Annotated in this window: 14 protein-coding genes and 1 pseudogene; 12 read left to right on the top strand and 3 right to left on the bottom strand. The window is 73.2% G+C overall.

The annotated features are described in order from the left end of the window. Nucleotides 1-496: 496 nt before the first annotated feature. The 7 genes and pseudogenes from ACFP3V_RS10245 to ACFP3V_RS10215 all read left to right on the top strand — a co-directional run bounded on the left by ACFP3V_RS10245 (nt 497) and on the right by ACFP3V_RS10215 (nt 8,087). Nucleotides 497-1,207 (top strand): response regulator transcription factor, encoded by a 711-nt coding sequence (locus ACFP3V_RS10245; protein ID WP_380582189.1) that lies wholly within the window; start codon nt 497-499, stop codon nt 1,205-1,207. Beyond that, complete coding sequence (locus tag ACFP3V_RS10240; RefSeq protein ID WP_380582187.1) at nt 1,204-2,604, top strand: sensor histidine kinase; 1,401 nt, start codon at nt 1,204-1,206, stop codon at nt 2,602-2,604. Before ACFP3V_RS10245 ends, ACFP3V_RS10240 begins: the two co-directional genes overlap by 4 nt. 912 nt (nt 2,605-3,516) lie before the next feature. Continuing rightward, complete coding sequence (locus tag ACFP3V_RS10235; RefSeq protein ID WP_380582185.1) at nt 3,517-4,044, top strand: DUF1269 domain-containing protein; 528 nt, start codon at nt 3,517-3,519, stop codon at nt 4,042-4,044. After that, nucleotides 4,037-5,452, top strand: coding sequence for an FtsW/RodA/SpoVE family cell cycle protein (locus ACFP3V_RS10230; RefSeq protein WP_380582183.1), 1,416 nt, complete (start codon nt 4,037-4,039; stop codon nt 5,450-5,452). The genes ACFP3V_RS10235 and ACFP3V_RS10230 overlap by 8 nt, the downstream gene beginning before the upstream one ends. Further along, nucleotides 5,449-6,877 (top strand): annotated as a pseudogene (locus ACFP3V_RS10225) (penicillin-binding transpeptidase domain-containing protein). Before ACFP3V_RS10230 ends, ACFP3V_RS10225 begins: the two are co-directional and overlap by 4 nt. Nucleotides 6,878-6,922: 45 nt before the next feature. Then, complete coding sequence (rbsK, locus tag ACFP3V_RS10220; RefSeq protein ID WP_380582181.1) at nt 6,923-7,837, top strand: ribokinase; 915 nt, start codon at nt 6,923-6,925, stop codon at nt 7,835-7,837. Between the two features lie 82 nt (nt 7,838-7,919). Beyond that, nucleotides 7,920-8,087: a hypothetical protein gene (locus ACFP3V_RS10215; protein ID WP_380582179.1), complete on the top strand. Its 168-nt coding sequence runs from the start codon at nt 7,920-7,922 to the stop codon at nt 8,085-8,087. Between the two features lie 157 nt (nt 8,088-8,244). On the opposite strand, the gene ACFP3V_RS10210 is transcribed toward ACFP3V_RS10215, so the two are convergent. After that, nucleotides 8,245-8,568 carry a DUF1330 domain-containing protein gene (locus tag ACFP3V_RS10210; protein WP_380582177.1) on the bottom strand — a complete coding sequence of 108 codons (324 nt, stop codon included), beginning with the start codon at nt 8,566-8,568 and terminating at the stop codon, nt 8,245-8,247. Between the two features lie 133 nt (nt 8,569-8,701). Here ACFP3V_RS10210 and ACFP3V_RS10205 point away from each other — a divergent pair, with 133 nt between their 5' ends. The 4 genes from ACFP3V_RS10205 to ACFP3V_RS10190 all read left to right on the top strand — a co-directional run bounded on the left by ACFP3V_RS10205 (nt 8,702) and on the right by ACFP3V_RS10190 (nt 14,203). Next, complete coding sequence (locus tag ACFP3V_RS10205) at nt 8,702-10,033, top strand: sensor histidine kinase (protein ID WP_380582175.1); 1,332 nt, start codon at nt 8,702-8,704, stop codon at nt 10,031-10,033. 2 nt (nt 10,034-10,035) lie between these two features. Continuing rightward, the gene (locus ACFP3V_RS10200) at nt 10,036-10,731 is read left to right on the top strand and encodes a response regulator (RefSeq protein ID WP_380582172.1); all 696 of its coding nucleotides are present in this window, start codon (nt 10,036-10,038) and stop codon (nt 10,729-10,731) included. Nucleotides 10,732-10,798: 67 nt separating this feature from the next. After that, complete coding sequence (locus ACFP3V_RS10195; protein WP_380582170.1) at nt 10,799-12,064, top strand: glycosyltransferase 87 family protein; 1,266 nt, start codon at nt 10,799-10,801, stop codon at nt 12,062-12,064. 549 nt (nt 12,065-12,613) lie between these two features. Then, entirely contained in the window at nt 12,614-14,203 is a 1,590-nt protein-coding gene (locus ACFP3V_RS10190) for a N,N-dimethylformamidase beta subunit family domain-containing protein (protein ID WP_380582168.1), read from the top strand. A gap of 21 nt (nt 14,204-14,224) precedes the next feature. Here ACFP3V_RS10190 and ACFP3V_RS10185 read toward each other — a convergent pair whose 3' ends face one another. Further along, entirely contained in the window at nt 14,225-15,868 is a 1,644-nt protein-coding gene (locus ACFP3V_RS10185; protein ID WP_380582166.1) for a penicillin-binding transpeptidase domain-containing protein, read from the bottom strand. 65 nt (nt 15,869-15,933) lie between these two features. Next, nucleotides 15,934-17,766, bottom strand: a complete 1,833-nt coding sequence (locus tag ACFP3V_RS10180) for a dolichyl-phosphate-mannose--protein mannosyltransferase (protein WP_380582164.1) — start codon at nt 17,764-17,766, stop codon at nt 15,934-15,936. Between the two features lie 69 nt (nt 17,767-17,835). Here ACFP3V_RS10180 and rsmI point away from each other — a divergent pair, with 69 nt between their 5' ends. Next, nucleotides 17,836-18,678, top strand: a complete 843-nt coding sequence (rsmI, locus tag ACFP3V_RS10175; protein ID WP_380582162.1) for a 16S rRNA (cytidine(1402)-2'-O)-methyltransferase — start codon at nt 17,836-17,838, stop codon at nt 18,676-18,678. Nucleotides 18,679-18,838 lie beyond the last annotated feature (160 nt).

Raw genomic sequence — 18,838 nt, 5'->3', positions numbered from 1 at the left:
CACTGCGGTGACGGCCCGTCAGGAGGCACGGATGCCGCTGCTTGGACCAAAACGGGGGACCCCGCGCGAATGTGTGCCGACGGTCCGGGGCCGGGCGGCGCGCCGGGATAGCGTTCGGCGCATCGGGGTGGCCGGACTGCTGCCGCCCGCGAGGCCAGGGGGTGTCGTGTGCTGGTTGTTCGTGGCGGTCCCACCACAGCGGTGGCGCGGGGGAGTTCGGGGGAGCCGGTGGTGCTGCTGGCGGACGGGGCCGCGGCCGGACTGGACGACGAGGGGGAGCGGCAGCTGCTGGACCTCGGCGCCGCGGTGCTCGACGCCGAGGAGCTGTGCCAGCTCCGCGACTGCCTGGCCGCGGTCCGCCGGGGCGGCCCGCCGCCCGCCCGGCCGGTGCTGACGCCCTGGGGGGAGGTCGCCGTCCTGGCCACGGCCACGCCTGCACGAAGCTCGCGCGGGGCTCTTACCGCGTTCTCACGACGGGTCGGCGACAATCGAGGGCGTGACGTGGACTGTACTGCTGGCCGAGGACGACCGTGCCATCCGTGACTCGCTGGACCGCCTGCTGACCCTGGAGGGCTACCAGGTCACCACCGCGGCCGACGGCATCGAGGCGCTGGCCGCGGTGCACAAGGAGAAGCACGACGTCCTCGTGCTCGACGTGATGATGCCCGGCATCGACGGCCTCGCCGTCTGCCGGGTGCTGCGCACCGAGGGCGACCGGACGCCGATCCTCATGCTCACCGCCCGGGTGGAGACCTCCGACCGGGTCGCCGGGCTCGACGCCGGGGCCGACGACTACATGGTCAAGCCCTTCGAGGCCGAGGAGCTGCTGGCCCGGCTGCGCGCGCTGCTGCGCCGGGTCCCGCCCGCTCCGGAGGCCGGGGCGGGCGAGGACGGCCTGGGCCGCCGCGAGCTGATCGAGGTCGACGACCTGCGGATCGACCCCACCGCCCGCCGGGTGTGGCGCGGCGGCAACGAGATCCAGCTCTCGCGCACCGAGTACGACCTGCTGGAGCTGCTGGCCCGGAACGCGGGCATCGTGCTCGACCACAGCACCGTCTACGACCGCATCTGGGGCTACGACTTCGGCCCCGGCTCGAAGAACCTGGCCGTCTACATCGGCTACCTGCGCCGCAAGCTGGACACGCCTGACCGTCCGTCACTCATCCACACCGTCCGGGGAGTCGGCTACACCCTGCGAGAGCCGTGAGCGGACTGTTCGTCCCGGTCGGCCTGCGGGTCCGCTTCGCCCTGGCCTTCGCCGGCGTGGCGGTCCTGGTGGCGACGCTGGTGGGCACCCTCGGGTACAGCTCGGCCGCCGCGCTGATCCGGCACGACCACGAGAAGGACTTCTCGCAGTCGCTGCAGGCCCTGGTCGGCGACGCCAAGCAGTTCAAGAACCTCAAGCCGGGCGACTTCATCACCAGCACGGACCAGCACCAGCAGCTGGCCGACCAGCTGACCCACTCCGGCGACATCGGCATCCAGATCCTCGGCCCCGGCGGCGTGGTGCTGGAGGAGGGCAAACCGGACCCGCTGCCGGTCGCCGAGGCGGACCGGACACTGGCCCGCTCCCAGGAGCCCGGCCTCACCCACGACGTCACCGAGGCCACCGGCGGCGACCGCTATCGCGTCGTCACCGTCTCCCTCGGCGGCGGCCGCGGCGCGGTCATGCTCTCGCAGCACCTGAGCATCACCGACGACCTGCTGGAGAGCCTGCTCATCCGGACCGTGCTGACCACCGGCGTGGTCATGGTCGCGGCCGGCTGCGTCGGCTGGTGGGTGGCCGGACGGATCACCCGACGCCTCGTCAGACTGGCCGGAGCGGCGGAGGAGGTGGCGTCGACCGGACGGCTGGACGTCAGCGTGCCGCAGCAGGGGCAGGACGAGATCGGCCGGCTCGGCCGCTCCTTCGACGAGATGCTGGGCCGCCTCGCCCGCTCCCAGGACGACCAGCGCCGCCTGGTCCAGGACGCGGGCCACGAACTGCGCACCCCGCTCACCTCGCTGCGCACCAACATCGCCGCCCTGCGCAAGCTGGACCGGCTGCGCCCGGAGTCGCGGGCCGCACTGCTGGACGACCTTGAGATCGAGACGCGCGAACTCACGGGTCTGGTCAACGAGTTGGTGGAGCTGGCGGCCGACCGGCGCAACATCGAGGAGCCGTCGGAGGTGGACCTCAAGGCGCTCGCGGAGAAGACGGCGACGCTGGCGAGCCGCCGGACGGGCCGCGAGATCGCCGTCGAGGCGGAGCCAGTGCTGCTGCTGGCCCGGCCGCAGGCGCTGCAGCGCGCGATGACCAACCTCGTGGAGAACGCGGCGAAGTTCGCCCCGGCGCCGGCGGAGATCCGGCTGGTCGCCAACGGCAGGAAGATCGCGGTGGCGGACTCGGGCCCCGGTATCGCGGAGGGGGACCTGGAGCGGATCTTCGACCGCTTCTATCGTGCGACGGCGGCCCGCAGTTATCCCGGGTCGGGGCTGGGCCTGTCCATCGTCCGGGAGGTGGCGGAGGTGCACGGGGGCCGCGTCTTCGCCGTCAACCGCCCCCAGGGCGGCGCGGAGATCGGCTTCACCCTCCCCGCCTCCCGCACCATCCGCCGCCCGTAGGCCCCGCAGGGGCCTTTCCCTGCCGGGGGCGCTGGGGTCATCCCCTCCCCGGAAGGTGGGGGGAACTGTGCGACCGGCCCACCAGCGAGGGCGTTCCGGACCGTCGGAACGGGGCGACCACCCCCACGTGGTGTGTCGCTCGGCCCCCCGGCGGCGGAGCCGCGCGTGCGGCGGCGCACCGCTGAACGGCGGCTGTGCCGCAGGCGGGGTCGGGGTGGGCTCGTCGCGCCTTGCGCGGCGGAGCCGCGCGTGCGGCCACGCACCGCTGAACGGCGGCTGTGCCAGAGGCGGGGCCCGGGCGGGCTCGTCTCGTCTCACGCGGCGTCGTGTCTGCGGCGTTGTGCCGCTGAAAGGCGGCTGTGCCGCAGGGGCGGGCTCGGGGTGGGCTCGTCGCGCCTCCACGCGGCGATGCCGCACGTGTCTGCAAGCCTCGCCGGTCCCCTGTCGGCGGCTGCGCCGCCGTTGGGTCGGGCGGGGATGGTCGCGCCTCACGCGGTGGAGCCGCCCGTGTCTGCGGCCTCGCACCCGCTGAAAGGTGGTTGTGCCAGAGGTGAGGCCCCGGGCGGGCTCGTCGCGTCTCACGCGGCGCCGTGTCTGCGGCGTTGCGCCGCTGAAGGCGGCTGTGCCGCAGGGGCGGGCTCGGGGTGGGTTCGTCGCGCCTTGCGCGGCGGAGCCGCCCGTGTCTGCGGCGTCCGCCGGTCCCCTGCCGGCGGCTGCGCCGCCGTTGGGTCGGGCGGGGATGGTCGCGCCTCACGCGGTGGAGCCGCGCCGGCTCGTGTCCTGCCATGGCGGCTGGGCCGCGTTGGGGCCTACGGCGCCGAGCGTGGGGGCGCGGGTGGGCGTGTAAATCGGACAATTGAGGGCGAAGTGGGGATACATTCCGTTCGAGTCACGGTCTCGAAGGGGAACTCCATGAGCAATCTCGTCGTCGTCGCCTACCCCGATGTCGCCACCGCCGAGAAGGTCCGGGCCGAGTTGTTCGAGCTGCAGAAGCAGCGGCTGCTCGAGCTTGAGGACGCCCTCGTCGTCGCGCGGACGCAGGACGGGAAGATCAAGCTGCACCAGGCCACCAACACCGTGGGCGTAGGCGCTGCCGGAGGCGCGCTCTGGGGCGGGCTGATCGGCCTGCTCTTCTTCATGCCGTTCCTCGGCGCGGCCATCGGCGGCGCCACCGGCGCCGCCCTCGGGGCGGCCCAGGACTACGGCGTGGACGACAACTTCGCCCGCAGGGTCGGCGAAGGGCTGACCCCCGGTGCGGCCGCGCTCTTCGTCCTGGTCGACAACGCCGTCACCGAGAAGGTCCTGCCGAAGATCGCCCCCTACGGCGGGCAGCTGATCCAGACCTCGCTCAGCCCGGAGGAGGACCAGCACCTGCGCGACGCCATCTCCGCGGCCAAGGCCGCCGCTCCCGCGTCGGCCGGTCCCGCCGTCGGTGACTGACCCTCAGGACCCATCCGGCACCGCGGACTCCGGGAGCGGCCCGGAGTCCGGCGCCACCGCCCCCACCCGTCGCTGGGTCGAACTCGGCCTGCTGGTGGGGGCGGTGGCCATCGCCGCCTTCGGCTACGTGGACGTGGGCTGCAACCTGGACGGCAGGGTGCCCGCCGACACCCCGGAGTACGCGCTGGGCCTCGGCGCACTCGCGCTGATCGCGCACCTGGCCGTGCGGTGGCGGGCCCCCTACGCGGATCCGCTGCTGCTGCCCGTCGCCGTGCTGCTCAACGGGCTCGGGCTGGTCGTCATCTACCGGCTGGACCGGGCCACCCCGGGCAACGCCTCGGCGCAGACCCAGCTGGTCTGGTCCGCGCTCGGGGTGGGCCTGTTCGTCGCCGTCGTCGTGCTGCTGCGCGACTACCGGCGGCTCCAGCGCTACGCCTATGTGCTGGCCTTCGCCTCGATCCTGCTGATGGTCGTGCCGATCTTCCTGCCCGCCGTCTACGGGGCGAAGATCTGGATCAAAATCGGCCCGCTCTCCTTCCAGCCGGGCGAGATCGCCAAGATCGCGCTGGCGGTCTTCTTCGCGGCCTACCTGGCGGTCAACCGCGACGCGCTCGCCCTCACCGGCCGCCGGATCGGGCCCGTCGAGCTGCCCCGGGGCCGCGACCTGGGACCACTGCTGCTGGTCTGGCTGCTCAGCGCGGGCGTGCTCTTCCTGGAGCAGGACCTGGGCACCTGCCTGATCTTCTTCGGGCTGTTCGTCGTCATGCTCTACGTCGCCACCGGCCGCAGCGGCTGGATCGCCGTCGGCCTGGTGCTGACCGCCGTCGCCGTGGTCCCGGTGGCGCTGTGGGAGCCGCACGTGCACAGCCGGGTCGTGGACTGGCTCCATCCCTTCGCCAGCATCCAACAGGGCCAGGGCGCAAGTCAGTTGGCACAGTCGCTGTTCGCCTTCGCGGCCGGCGGCCTGCTCGGCACCGGGCTCGGCGAGGGCCATTCGTACCTGATCGGCTTCGCGGTGAAGTCCGACTGGATCCTGGCCACCTTCGGCGAGGAGCTGGGTCTGACCGGCATCGCCGCCGTCATGCTGCTCTACGCCGTCCTGGTCGGCCGCGGCTTCACGGCCGGGCGGGTTCTGCACAACCCCTTCGGGCGGCTGCTGGCGATCGGCCTCGCCGTGCTGCTCGCACTGCAGGTCTTCGTGGTCGCGGGCGGCGTCACCGACCTCATCCCGCTGACCGGGATGACCATGCCCTTCCTCGCCCAGGGCGGTTCCTCGCTGATCACCAACTGGGTCCTGGTGGCGCTGCTGGTCCGGCTCACCCATGCGGCCCGGCTGCCGCACCCGGAGCACGCCGAGCCGGTGGCCGCGCCCGAGCCGCCCGGCGCCGAGGGGGAGGCCGCCGCATGAGGGCGGGCCACAAGCGCCTCTCGCTGTCCCGCACCGCGCGCCGCGCGGGCATGTTCGCGCTGCTGCTGATCGTGGCGCTGCTGGTCAACTGCACCCGCATCCAGGTCTTCCAGGCCAAGGGCTACAACCACGACCAGGCCAACCAGCGGGCGACGATCGCCCGTTACGCGCAGCCGCGCGGCGAGATCCTGGTGCAGGGCAGGCCGGTCACCGGCTCCAAGGCGACCGGCGGCCGGTTCGACTACCAACGGACCTACACCAACGGCGCCTTGTACGCCCCGGTGACCGGCTACTCCTCGCAGACCTACGGCAACACGCTGCTGGAGGGCGTCGAGGACGGGGTGCTCTCCGGCTCGGACACGCGCCTGTCCACCCGTCCGCTGTGGACCGCGGTGAGCCGCGAGCCGGTTCCCGGCGGCCACGTCTACACCACCATCAACGCCAAGGCGCAGCAGGCCGCGTACCAGGGCCTCGGCGACAAGCGGGGGGCGGTGGCGGCGATCGAGCCCGCGACCGGGCGCATCCTGGCGCTGGCCAGCACCCCGTCCTACGACCCCAACCGCATTGCCGGCACCGGGAGTTCGGTCACCCGGGCGTGGACGGAGCTGAACGCCGACAGTGCTCAGCCGATGCTCAACCGGGCGCTGCGGCAGACCTATCCGCCCGGAACCGACCGACTCGCCGAACCCGTACACGCCCAAGGACACGAACCACGCCGTCACCAACGAGTCCGCGAGCGACGCCTGCACCAACGCCACGCTGGAGTACGCGCTGCGGGTCTCCTGCAACACCGTCTTCGCCAAGCTCGGCGTGGACGTGGGGGAGCAGGGCATGGTGCGGACGGCCGAGGCCTTCGGGTTCAACCGGACCGGGCAGACCGTGCCGGTCGGCGTGAGCGAGAGCGTGTTCCCCGACAAACTGACCGGCCAGGCCTTCCTGGCCCTGTCCTCCATCGGCCAGTACGACACCCGGGCCACCCCGCTGCAGATGGCGGAGGTGGCGGCGGCCATCGCCGACAACGGGGTGCTGATGAAGCCCCAACTGGTCGAGAAGCTGACCCGCGCGGACGGCACCGTCGTCCAGAACTTCTCGCCGCAGCGCTTCGGGCAGCCGGTGTCGGCCTCGATCGCGCAGCAGATCCAGACGGCCATGGTGGACGTGGTCCAGAACGGCACCGGCACCAATGCCCAGATCCCCGGCGCCACCGTCGGTGGCAAGACCGGCACCGCCCAGAACGGCGTCGACAACAGCGGCAAGCCGTACGCCTGGTTCGTCGCCTACGCGAAGCCCGGCGGCTCGGACACGGCGCCGGTCGCGGTCGCCGTCGTGATCGAGGACAGCAACGCCGACCGTGCCGACATCAGCGGCGGCGGGCTGGCCGCGCCCGTCGCCCGCGCGGTGATGCAGGCGGTGCTGGGCGGCTGAGCAGGACTTGTTGAACCTGACGGCGGCATGCCCGAAGGTAGGCCCATGGCTGACAGCTCTGTGGACATCGCCGTCGTCGGCAGCCTCAACCTGGACCTGGTGGTGCCCGTGCCGCACCACCCGGTGCCGGGCGAGACGGTGCTGGGCGGCGACCTCGCCGAGCACCCGGGCGGCAAGGGCGCCAACCAGGCCGTCGCCGCGGCCCGCCTGGGCGGCCGGGTGGCCATGGTCGGCCGGGTCGGCACCGACGCGGCGGGCGAGCGGCTGCGGTCCGCGCTGGCCCGCGAGGGGGTGGACGCCTCCCGGGTCCGGGCGACGGACGAGGCCCCGACGGGCCGGGCGATGATCGCGGTGGACGAGCTGACCGGCGAGAACTCGATCATCGTCAGCCCGGGCGCCAACAGCGTGCTCCACCCCGAGCACGTGGCCTTCGAGGGCACGCTGCTCCGGGACGCGCGGATCACCCTGCTCCAGCAGGAGGTGCTGCCGGAGACCGTCGAGGCGGCCGTCCGGCTGGCCGGCGGAACGGTGCTGCTCAACCCGGCCCCGGCCCGGGAACTGGCCGAGTCCGTGCTGCACATGGTGGACGTGCTGGTGCCCAACCGGGAGGAGCTGGCCGTGCTGGTGGGGCAGGCGCTGCCCGACCTGCACGCGGTGGCCGACGCGGCCCGCACGCTGCGCGGCCCGGCCGCGGTGGTGGTGACGCTGGGTCAGGACGGCGCACTGCTGTGCGAGGACGGTGCGGTCCTGCTGGTCCCGGCACACCCGGTCACCCCCGTGGACACCACGGCGGCGGGCGACGCGTTCTGCGGCGCGCTGGCCGTGCGGCTGGCGGAGGGCGAGCCCCTGCACGAGGCGGTGCGCGCCGCGAACACGGCGGCGGCCCTGTCCACCACCCTGCCCGGGGCACAGCCGTCGCTGCCGACGCGCGCCGAACTGGACAAGGCGCTGGCGCGTTGAGCCCGCGCCCCGCTGACCCGGGGTGACGGCGGGGGTACGGAGGGCGTAGCCTCCGGGCGGAACAGCCGTTCGGGAGGGAAGCATGGCGTCGACGGAGCCCGAGGTGAACGCAGCGGCGGAGGCGGGGGCAGCGCCCCCGGACCCCACGGACGCGCCACCCCTGACGATGGTCGACGCGGTCGGCCGCCTGACGCCTGATCAGGCCGGCCTGCTCGGAGTCCTGTTGGGCCTCCAGCGCCTCGAAGACTGAGCCCGGAGCGGCGCAGCCGCGAGGGGCGCGAGGAACTGCGCGACCAGCCCACGACCCGCGGAGGTTCGACCCGTTGATCGGGGACGGACCTCCGCGGGTGGTGTGTTGCTCGCGCAGTTCCTCGCGCCCCTGGAGGCTGCGCCTCCTGGCGGGGCGCTCAGTGCTTGAGGGCGTCCGCGCCCCGGTAACCCTGGGGGACGCCCTGGGCGAGGATGACGTCGGCGACCATGTGCTTGGTGCGCAGGGGCAGGATCTCCTGGTACTCCGGGGAGTCGTACCAGCCCCGCGCCCGCGCGAGGTCCGGGAACTCGATGATGATCAGATCGCGGCCCCAGCCGCCCTCCCGCACCTCGGGCTCGCCGCCGTGCACCAGGAAGCGGCCGCCGTACGGCTCCAGCGTCGCGTCGATGCGCTGCAGGTACTCGACGATGTCCGGGCCGAACTCGACGGACTCGACACGGGCGAGGGCGTACGCGCTCATCTCGGTTCACTCCCTTGGTCCTGGTGGGTGCTGGTCGTGGTGCGTGCTCGCTGACACCACCGACGCTACGGGCGGCCGCTCCGCGCGGAATCTGTCGGCTATCCGTCATCCCGGATGGGATAGTTCAAGGACCATGTACGACGCCATGTTCCGGGCCCTGCGCCGAGCGCTGCTCGGCGCGCTGACGCGCGTCGTCCGCTTCCTGCGGATCCTGCGCGACGCCGCCTGGGCGGCGCCCGACCGGCCCGTCGCCGTGCTGTCGCGGCTCTCGCCGCGACTGCGGATCGTCGCCCTCGTGCTGGCGCTGGCAGCGGTCGGGGGCATGGCCGTCAGCGCCAACTACCAGTTGAACCAGCTGGTTCCGGGCAGCATGGCCTGGGCGCTGGCCGCCCTCGCCGTGTTCCCGCTGCTGCTCGCCACCTCCCGCCCGCTCGCGGGCTGGCGGATGTCCGGGATCGGGCTCAGTCTGACCACCTTCGCCGAGGTCGGGCACGCCCCCACCCCGTTCTGGCCGTGGCCGGTGGGCGGCTGCGTGGCGTTCCTCGTGCTGCTCTTCCTCACCGCGCAGCGCTACGGGCGGGACATCGCCGTCGGCGTGGACGTGCTCACGGCCGGGCTGGTGCTGCTGCCCGCCATACCGCTGGTCGGACTGCCGCCCGTCGTGCTCGCCATCGCCGCCGTCGCGGTCACGCTCGTGCTCGTGCTCGGTGAGGCGATCCACTCCCGCCGCGAGGCCGAGCGGCACCTCGAGCAGGCCGAGCAGCAGCGGCGGGCCGGGCTGGCCCGGCAGGCCGTGCTGGAGGAGCGGTCCCGGATCGCCCGCGAGCTGCACGACGTCGTGGCCCACCACATGTCCATGATCGCCATCCAGGCCGAGGCCGCCCCCTACAAGGAACCCGGCCTCCCCGAGCGGACCCTGGCCACCTTCGCCGCGATCCGCGAGGCGTCCACCACCGCGCTGACCGAGATGCGCCGGGTCATCGGCCTGCTCCGGGAGGACGACGCGGACGTCGAGCGGGCGCCGCAGCCCGGCATCGACTCCATCCCGGACATGGTCCGCGCGGCCCGGCAGGCCGGCATGCAGGTCGACCTCACCCTGACCGGCCTGCCCGAACGCCCGCCCACCGTGGTCGACGTCTCCGTGTACCGGATCGTCCAGGAGGCCCTGTCCAACGCCGGACGCCACGCCCCCGGGGCCCGGGTGGAGATCGAGGTGGTCCGCACGAGCGACGCCGTCCGGGTGGTCGTCGCCGACGACGGGCAGACCAACGGACAGACCGTCACCCCCGGCGGCAACGGCGGCCACGGCCTGACCGGCATGCGCGAACGGGCCGCCCTGCTCGGCGGCACGCTGCACGCCGCGCCCGGCGAACGCGGGGGTTTCGTCGTCGCCGCGGAACTGCCGCTGGGAGAATCGGCCGCGGAGCAGGCCGAGCAGGCGGAGCGGGCGACGGACGGGCGGTAGCGATGACCACGGACAGCCGGACGATCCGCGTGCTGCTGGTGGACGACCAGGAGATGGTCCGCGACGGCCTCGGCGCGCTGCTGTCCTCCGCTCCCGACATCGAGCTGGTCGGTGAGGCCGGGGACGGCCTGCGCGCCGTCCAGCTCGCCCGCGAGCTCACGCCCGACGTCGTGGTGATGGACATCCGCATGCCCGGCATGGACGGCCTCACCGCCACCGGACGCATCATCGGCAGCCATGCGGAGGGTGAGGAGCTGACCACCCGGGTGCTCATCCTGACCACCTTCGACCTCGACGAGTACGTCTACGAGGCGCTCGCCCACGGAGCCAGCGGCTTCCTGCTCAAGGACGCCCCCGCCCGGGACCTGATCAACGCCGTCCGTGTCATCGCCGACGGACAGGCGCTGCTCGCGCCCTCCGTGACACGCCGTCTGATCGAGGACGTGGCCCGCCGTCGCAAGGCCGGCTCCCTGCGGCCCGAAGCGGTGTCCGCGCTGACGGCCCGTGAGCTGGACGTCCTCCGTCAGGTGGCCCGGGGTCTGTCGAACTCCGAGATCGCCGAGGAGCTGTTCCTCTCCGAACAGACCATCAAGACCCACGTCGGCCGGATCCTGGCCAAGCTGGAACTGCGCGACCGCACCCAGGCGGTGGTCTTCGCCTACGAGAACGGCCTGGCCGGCGGGGAGGCACCCCTCTGAGGAGGGATGCGGGTCCAGACCGTGGTACGACGACAAACCCCCGGCCGGGTTCCTAGGCTGGTCCGATGTGACGACGAGTCAGATCCTCGCCGACGTGGACGAAACCCCAGGCGGGAGCCGGTTCCCCCGGCTCGCCGCCTTCGCGGGCGGCCGGTGGCCATGGGTGCTGGGCTGCCTGCTCTCGGCGGCCTGGGCGCTGTCCTTCCCCCTGGTGTCCACGCTCGCGCCACAGCGCAGCTGGGGCCTGACGGCGGGCGTCGGCTACCTGCTCGCGGCCTCCGCCGCGGTGCTGCTGCCCCGGCACCGGGTACCGCGCACGGTCTCCGCGCTCGCGCTGCTCGGCGCGGTCGCGGTGCCCTTCGGCGTGCTGATCGCCCACGGCTGGGCGCAGTCGGAGGTCCGGGTGGTGCAGGACTCGGCGACGCGGCTGCTCGCCACCGGCAGCCCCTACCTGCCGAACCCGCACGGCTGGACGGGCTACACCCCGTACCTCCCCGGCATGACCCTGTTCGGCCTGCCCCACGCGTTCCTGCCCGGGGTGCTCGGTGACGCCCGGATCTGGTTCCTGCTCAGCTTCCTCGGCTCGCTGGTGGCCGCCTGGTATCTGACGACGCGCGGCGCCCCGCTTCGGGAGCGGCTCCGGCGGGTGGCCGCGCGGGAGCCGGGCGCGGGCGGCAGCCTGGTGGTCGCGCTTGCCCTGATCACCGCGTCCCCGCTGGTGGCCCTGCCGGCGGCGGTGAGCGGCGTGGACCTGCCCATGGTCGGCGGTCTGGTCCTCGCCCTGGCCCTGGCCGGACGCGGGCGCGGAGTGTGGACGGGCGTGGTGCTGGGCCTGGTCTGCGCCCTGAAGTGGACGGCCTGGCCGGCCATCCCGATCGCGCTGCTGCTGCTGTGTCGCAGCCACGGCCGCCGCCCGGCGGCCCGCTGCGCGGCGGCCGTGGTGGCGGTGGGCGGGGCGCTGGTGGCGCCGTTCGCCTGGTTCGACTCGCGGGCGATGCTGGAGCAGGTGGTCCGCTTCCCGCTCGGGCTCTCGCGCGTGCACACCCCCGCCAACAGCCCCCTGCCCGGGCACCTGCTGGCCGAGCTGGGCCCGGCGGGGCGGGCGGCGTCCTTCGTGCTGCTCGGCATCAGCGCTGTGGTCCTCGTCGCCTGGCTGATCGCGCGCCCGCCGCGCACCACCCGGCAGGCCTGCGACCGCCTCGCTCTCGGCGTCGCCCTCGCCTTCCTGCTGGCCCCGGCCGGCCGCTTCGGCTACCTCGAACTCCCCGCCCTCCTCTGGCTCTGGCCCCGCCTGGCCCACCTCCGGGAACGCCTCCACACGACGAGGGGTTGAGGGAGCGTCAGGGCGGTCGCGGCCGGCCAGGGATGTCGGCCGGTGCGCTGTGGCGCGCCAACGGGGCTCAGTCTTGCGGCAGTTCACCGCCTGTGGGCCACGCGGCCGGGGAGCTGCCCCGGTCCCTGGGGTGTGCCGTGCGGCGCGCAGTGCCCTGTCGGATCGGTCCGCCGTGTTGCGGCGCCCGGCACGGCTCCTCGTTGCGTTGTCGGGCGCGCCCGAGTCCGGACACGGCACCAGGGAGAGTGGGGAGCATCTGGGGTGGCTGCTGCCCGCCTCCGCTCCGATTCCCCTGCCGGGTGTTGTGGTCAGTCGCAGGCGGCCCCTGCAGGGCGCGCCTGCCGCCATCGCTCCGGCGGCCGTGCCATCCCGGTGGCAGGGCGGCGTCCTGGAACGGTTCCGGTCCGGCGGCGCGCATCGCGCGCGTCTGCGCCGCCCTGGCGCCCCGCGACCGAGCCGCTGTCGGCGGCCGGGGCAGCTCCCGGGCGGGGACCCGGGCGGGCGTTCCTCCTTGCACAGCTCTTGTGAAGACCCCTCACAATGTTTCGGGTGGAGAACGTCCCGAACGAGAGTCCGAACGACGGGCAGGAATCGCCGCGCGGCCCGCGCCGGAGGAGCGTGCTGGCAGCGGGGGCCGTGGGCGCGGCGGGGGCCGCGCTCGGGCTGAGCGCCTGCGACGACGGCGGAGCCAAGCCCGCCTCCCAGGCGGCGAGCCCGCACGGTGCGGCGGCTGGGACGGCCGCCTCCTCCGTCCAGGCGGAGAACGACCTCCCCGGCGATCCCACCTGGCGGATCCGCCGCACCGGACCGGAGGAGGCGATCCAGGGCTACACCGACCGGGTCAGCGCCCTCCCCGGCGAGGATGTCGTCCTCCATGTGTCCACCACCGCACCGAAGTTCACGGTCTCCGCCTACCGCGTCGGCTGGTACGGCGGCACGCAGGCCCGCCTCGTCTGGCGCTCCGAAGCGCAGCCGGGGCAGCGTCAGGCGGCGCCGAAGGTCGAGGGAAGGACCCGCACCGTCCGGGCGCACTGGAAGCCGAGCCTCACCCTCAGCACGGGCTCCTGGCCCGCCGGGGCGTACCTGCTGCGCCTCGACGCCGTCGGCGGCCAGGGCCAGCGCTTCGTCCCGCTGATCCTGCGGTCCTCCTCCGCCCGCGGCAAGACGCTGATCATGCACGGCGCCGCGACCTGGCAGGCCTACAACACCTGGGGCGGCTACAGCCTCTACCAGGGCCAGAACGGCGCCTACGCGAGCCGCGCCCTCGCCGTCTCCTTCGACCGGCCCTACCCCGACAGCGGCGCGGAGAAGTTCCTCGTCTACGAACGCGCCCTGGTCGTCCTCGCGGAGCGGCTCGGCATCCCGCTGGCCTACACGACCGGCATCGACGTGCACGCCGATCCGTCGATCCTGCAGGGGGCGGTGGCCCTGCTGTCCCCGGGGCACGACGAGTACTGGAGCCCCCAGCAGCGCGCGGCCGTCGCCAAAGCCCGGGACACCGGCAGCAACGTCGCCTTCCTGGGCGCGAACACCTGCTTCCGTCGGGTCCGCTTCGAGGACGGCGGGCGGACCGTCGTCTGCTACAAGACGGACTACCGCGACGACCCCGCCTACTGGCACGACCGGGCGCTCACCACGACCGACTTCCGCTCCGGCCCGGCCCCCGACCCGGAGTCCTCGCTCACCGGCGTGTTCTACGAGGGCTACCCGACCGACGCGCCCTACGTCGTCCACAACGCCGACCACTGGCTCTTCGCGGGGACGGGCGTGAAGGCGGGCGACAGCTTCAAGCACCTGGTCGGCGTCGAGTACGACCGGGTCACCCCGAGCGCGCCCACCCCGCGGCCGATCGAGGTGCTGGCGCACTCACCCCTCGTCTGCAACGGGAACCACAGCCACAGCGACACCGCGTACTACACGGCCCGCAGCGGGGCGGGCGTCTTCGCGGTCGGCACGATGCGCTGGGTCGAGGCCCTGATGGCCGGTACCCACGACGACGGCGGCGACCACGGGATGGACGTCCGGACCGGACGGTTCGTCACGCGGGTGACGGAGAACCTGCTCCGCGCCTTCGCCCAGGGCCCGGCAGCGCTGCACCACCCGGCCCCGCGCGACAACCTGCACGAGATCTACGCCTGAGCCCGGGCTGCTGACGGGAGGTCAGTTCCCGGTCAGCAGGTGCCGGACGACGTATCCGGCCGAGTCGACGCCCGAGCTGCCGCCCTCGACCAGCGCGGCGACGGCGATGTCGTCGTTGTAGGCGGTGAGCCAGCCGTTGGTGTGGTCCCCCTCCTCCGCGGTGCCGGTCTTGGCGCCCACCCGGGGGAGTCCGCTCAGCCGGGGCGCGGCTGTGCCGCTGGTGGCCACGCTGCGCATCATCGTGCGCAGGTAGCCGGCCGTGCGGGAGGAGATCTGCCGGGGCGCGCTGTCCTGGTGCTGCCCGGGCAGGATGATGGGCTGCTCGAACCCCCCGTTGCGCACGGTCGCGGCGACGGAGGCCATGAACAGAGGTGTGGCGCTGACCTTGCCCTGGCCGATGAACTGCGCTGCCTGGTCTCCGCCCTGGACATCGGTGGGGATCTTCGGATCGGTGGTCGCCACGCCGCCGCCGATGGACCAGCTGCCCATACCGAAGACCTGGGTCGCCTCGTCGTTGAGGGCGGAGGCGTCCTGGTGGTTCACCAGATAGCCGAACCCGTCCTTGATGAACGAGGTGTTGCAGGACACCGTGAACGCCTGGGCGATCGTCGATCCCGGGTCGGCCTTGACACCCGGGTCGTTGTGGAAGATCTGGCCGTTGGCGAGCTGGGAGTCGTTGCAGGGGGCCGAACTGCCGGGGGTGAGACCGGCCTTGTCGAAGAGCGCGGCGGAGGTGATGATCTTCATCGTCGAGCCGGGCGCCTTGATGCCGTTGATGGCGATGTTGCCGTCGCTCCCCGTCCAGGCGATCGCCAGGATGTGTCCGGTGCGCCAGTCCAGAGCCACGACGCCGGCCGGCTTCCCCTGGATGGCCGGGTCCTTGACGGCTCGTTCGGCCACGGTCTGCCGGGCCGCGTCGATGGTGGTGCGGATCACCGGGGCCTTGCCCGTCGTGAAGACCTTCAGGGTCTTCACCGCGTCCCCGCCGCTGTCCACCACCGCCACGCCGGTACCGCCGGAGCCGCCGCTGCCTTCGCCGCCGTGCTGGCGGATCGTCGCGGCGATGTCGGTGAGGGAGGGGAACCGGGACAGGTCCGTCTTCCCGTCGCTCGCGACGACCTTGGCCGTGCTCGCCCCGGGGGGCAGTTGACCGGCCGTCAGGTTCTGGTCGTCCCTCAGGCCCGGGTAGAGCACGCTGCTGGCCCAGTGCACCGAGGCCTGCCCGCCGACGCTCTGGATCACCGAGAGCGAGCCGTCGTACGTCCAACTGCCGCCCGCGACCTGCGCCGTGGCCTGGAAGGTGACCTTGGTGGCGTCGTTTTGCACCAGCACCGTCGTGGGGCCGGCCGCCGCGACCTGGCTGAAGGCCAGCTTGGTCAGCTTCAGCGAGTCCGCGACGTCCTTCATCCGCGCCGAGGCCGTGTCCGGGGCGTCGGTGTCCGAGCCGGCCCCGTCGAAGTGCAGTTGGGCCCAGCTGTCCAGGAAGGCCTGCGCCAGCTTCACCGCCTTGTCCGCGGACGGCGGGGCCGTCGAGCGCGCCGTGGCGTGCGCGGCCGGGGACGTGCTGCCGGTGAGACCGTGGACGATGTTGTACGCGCCGAATCCCCCCATGGCGAGCAGAGCCGTACAGACGCCGGCTATGCCGACCTTCGCAGCGTTGTTCATGCGCCGGATCGTACGTGTGCATTCCCTGAGCGCACGATGTTTTCCGGCAAACCGTTATCCGAAAGTCAGATCCACGTCGGCCACCACATCCGGGAACGCCATTCGTTGTACGGAATCACCTGTGCGTCCCACAAAGGCAGGAAATAAAGGAAGTTCCCCATGATGGCCAGCAGGATCAGCGCCGCCCCGATCGTGCCCAGCAGCCGCCGGTCCGAGCCGGGGCGGTGTTTTCCGATCATCGCGGTGAGCATCATGGCCACCGCCAGCACCAGGTACGGCTCGAAGGCGACGGTGTAGAAGAGGAAGATCGTCCGGTCCTGGTGCTGGAACCACGGCAGGTACAGCGCGGCGACCCCGCACAGGATCGCGCCCGCGCGCCAGTCGCGGCGCAGGATCCAGCGGTAGAGCGCGTACAGCAGCGCGAAGCACGCGGTCCACCACAGCAGCGGGGTGCCGATGCCGAGCACCTCGCTGGAGCACTGGGCCACCTGGCAGCCGGAGTGCCCGCGCATCGGCGACTCGTAGTAGTAGGAGACCGGCCTGCTGTTGAGCAGCCAGCCCCAGGGGTTGGACATGTAGGTGTGCGGGCTGTGCAGCGTGGTGTTGAACTGCCACATCTCCGCGTGGTAGTGCCACAGGCTGCGCAGGACGTCGGGCACCCAGGTCATGTCGACCTGGGGCAGCGGGATCCCGAGGACGTGGTCCAGGGAGAGCCCGGCCCGGTGCGCCGCCCACTGGCGGTCGTAGCCGCCGCTGGTCGCCATCCAGCCCGACCAGCTCGCCAGGTAGCTGGCGAAGGCGCCGCCGACCACCGCCACCGCGCCCAGCAGCCCGTCGCGCAGCAGCGCCGAGCGGATCGGCGTGCGGGAACCTGCAGCCCGCCGGGCGGAGATGTCCCACAGCACGGACATCAGCGCGAAGCCGACGACGACCGGGGCGCCGTTCCACTTGGTGGCCGCCGCCAGGCCCAGGCAGATCCCGGCCAGCAGCCGGAACGGGCGCAGGCCCAGCCACGCCCGGGTGGCCAGGGCGTGGTCCGGGCGGGCGTCCGGGTGGTCCGCGGTGGCGCCGACCGCGTCCGCGAGCCGGGACCGCGCCCGGTCCCGGTCGATCAGCAGCAGGCCGAAGCCGCACAGCGACCAGAACATCACCATCTGGTCGAGCAGTCCGGTCCGGCTCATCACGAGGTGCATGCCGTCCACGGCCATGAGCAGGCCGGCCAGGCAGCCGGCCAGCGTGGAGCGGAAGAGGCGGCGCCCGATCCGGCAGACCATCAGCACGGCCAGGGTGCCCAGCACCGCGACCATGAACCGCCAGCCCACCGGGTTCAGGCCGAAGAGCTGCTCGCCCAGGCCGATGACCCACTTGCCGGCCGGCGGGTGCGCAATGAACGCCGCGCCGGAGGGGGTGGGGATGGTCTGCGGGGTCGCCAGGATCTGGTCGTTGGCGTGGTCGGGCCAGTTGACCTCGTAGCCGTAGTGCCAGAGCGCCCAGGAGTCCTTGGCGTAGTAGGTCTCGTCGAAGATGATCGCGTTCGGGGTGCCCAGCTTCCAGAAGATGGTCAGCCCGGAGAAGAGCGTGATCACCAGCGGGCCGATCCAGCCCGCCCAGCGGGCGGAGAAATCCCACAGGGCGTCAGGAAGGCGCAGCCCCAGGCGACCCAGGGCCGGTGACTGCGGACCCGGCGTGTGGCCGGGGCCGTCCGGCATGGGCGGCACCAGCCGCTCGCGCAACGGAGTGCGCGCCGGCTCGCGGTAGCCGAGACGCGCCAGCGTGCGCGCCCACGCGCTCAGCGGCCGTCCGGCCGGGCTCGCGCCCAGCGCTTCCGGACGCGCCACCGTCAGGGTGGTGCCTGTCGTCTCGGGCGAACCCGCCGTGTCTCCGCTCACGCCATGCATCGTAGGGGCGGAGCCTGTCCGTGCCAGCAGTTGTCAGCGGGGACGGCGGGAACTGGGAGGATGTGAATCGTGACAGGACTCCTCATTCTGGCCGGAACCCCCATCGGCGACGTCGAGGACGCCCCGCCGCGACTCGCCCGCGAGCTCGCCGAGGCGGACGTCATCGCCGCCGAGGACACGCGTCGGCTGCGGCGACTGGCGCAGGCGCTCGGAGTGGCTCCGACGGGGCGGGTGGTCTCCTACTTCGAGGGCAACGAGGTCGGCCGTACCCCCGAGCTCGTCGAGGCGCTGCGCGGCGGCGCCCGGGTGCTGCTGGTCACGGACGCGGGCATGCCGTCCGTCTCAGACCCCGGCTACCGGCTGGTCGCGGCTGCGGTCGAGGAGGGCCTGCGGATCACCGCCGTGCCCGGTCCCTCGGCGGTGCTGACGGCGCTGGCGCTGTCCGGCCTGCCGGTGGACCGCTTCTGCTTCGAGGGCTTCCTGCCCCGCAAGGCCGGTGAACGCGCCTCCCGTCTGCGGGAGTTGGCGACGGAGCCACGGACGATGGTCTTCTTCGAGTCCCCGCACCGCATCGACGACTCGCTCGCGGCGATGGCGGAGGCGTTCGGACCAGGCCGCGCCGGGGCGGTCTGCCGGGAGCTGACGAAGACGTACGAGGAGGTCAAGCGGGGCGAGCTGGGCGAGCTGGCGGTGTGGGCGAAGGACGGCGTGCGCGGAGAGATCACCGTGGTGGTCGCCGGCGCGGATCCGGCGGAGCCGGAGGCGCACGAGCCCGCGGACCTCGCCGCGCTGGTCGCTTCCCGCGAGGCCGCGGGGCAGCCCCGCAAGGAAGCGATCGCGGCTGTCGCCGCGGAACTCGGCATCCGCAAGCGCGACGTCTTCGACGCCGTCGTCGCCGCCAAGCGGCCGTAGGCGGCGTAGCCGCCCAGAGGCGCAGCCTCCAGGCGGCGCCGCCTCCAGGGGCGCGGGGAACTGCGCGGCGGAGCCGCACATGAGTGGAGCCCCGCGCCCCGGAGCCGCACTTGACTGCAGGCCCGCGCCCCTGGGGGCTGCGCCTCCGGGCGGAGCCGCA

It is taken from the genome of Streptacidiphilus monticola (genome assembly GCF_042658505.1).
In the GTDB taxonomy this organism is placed as follows: domain Bacteria; phylum Actinomycetota; class Actinomycetes; order Streptomycetales; family Streptomycetaceae; genus Streptacidiphilus; species Streptacidiphilus monticola.
The sequence above is the reverse complement of the archived record's forward strand: the minus strand, read 5'-3'. Positions and strand labels throughout refer to the sequence as shown.

What these genes read in the sequence shown, in the direction of transcription:
- ACFP3V_RS10235 (WP_380582185.1), top strand. Translation starts at nt 3,517, where the DNA reads ATGAGCAATCTCGTCGTCGTCGCCTACCCCGATGTCGCCACCGCCGAG.
- rbsK (WP_380582181.1), top strand. Translation starts at nt 6,923, where the DNA reads ATGGCTGACAGCTCTGTGGACATCGCCGTCGTCGGCAGCCTCAACCTG.
- ACFP3V_RS10215 (WP_380582179.1), top strand. Translation starts at nt 7,920, where the DNA reads ATGGCGTCGACGGAGCCCGAGGTGAACGCAGCGGCGGAGGCGGGGGCA.
- ACFP3V_RS10210 (WP_380582177.1), bottom strand. Translation starts at nt 8,568, where the DNA reads ATGAGCGCGTACGCCCTCGCCCGTGTCGAGTCCGTCGAGTTCGGCCCG.
- ACFP3V_RS10205 (WP_380582175.1), top strand. Translation starts at nt 8,702, where the DNA reads ATGTACGACGCCATGTTCCGGGCCCTGCGCCGAGCGCTGCTCGGCGCG.
- ACFP3V_RS10200 (WP_380582172.1), top strand. Translation starts at nt 10,036, where the DNA reads ATGACCACGGACAGCCGGACGATCCGCGTGCTGCTGGTGGACGACCAG.
- ACFP3V_RS10185 (WP_380582166.1), bottom strand. Translation starts at nt 15,868, where the DNA reads ATGAACAACGCTGCGAAGGTCGGCATAGCCGGCGTCTGTACGGCTCTG.
- ACFP3V_RS10180 (WP_380582164.1), bottom strand. Translation starts at nt 17,766, where the DNA reads ATGCATGGCGTGAGCGGAGACACGGCGGGTTCGCCCGAGACGACAGGC.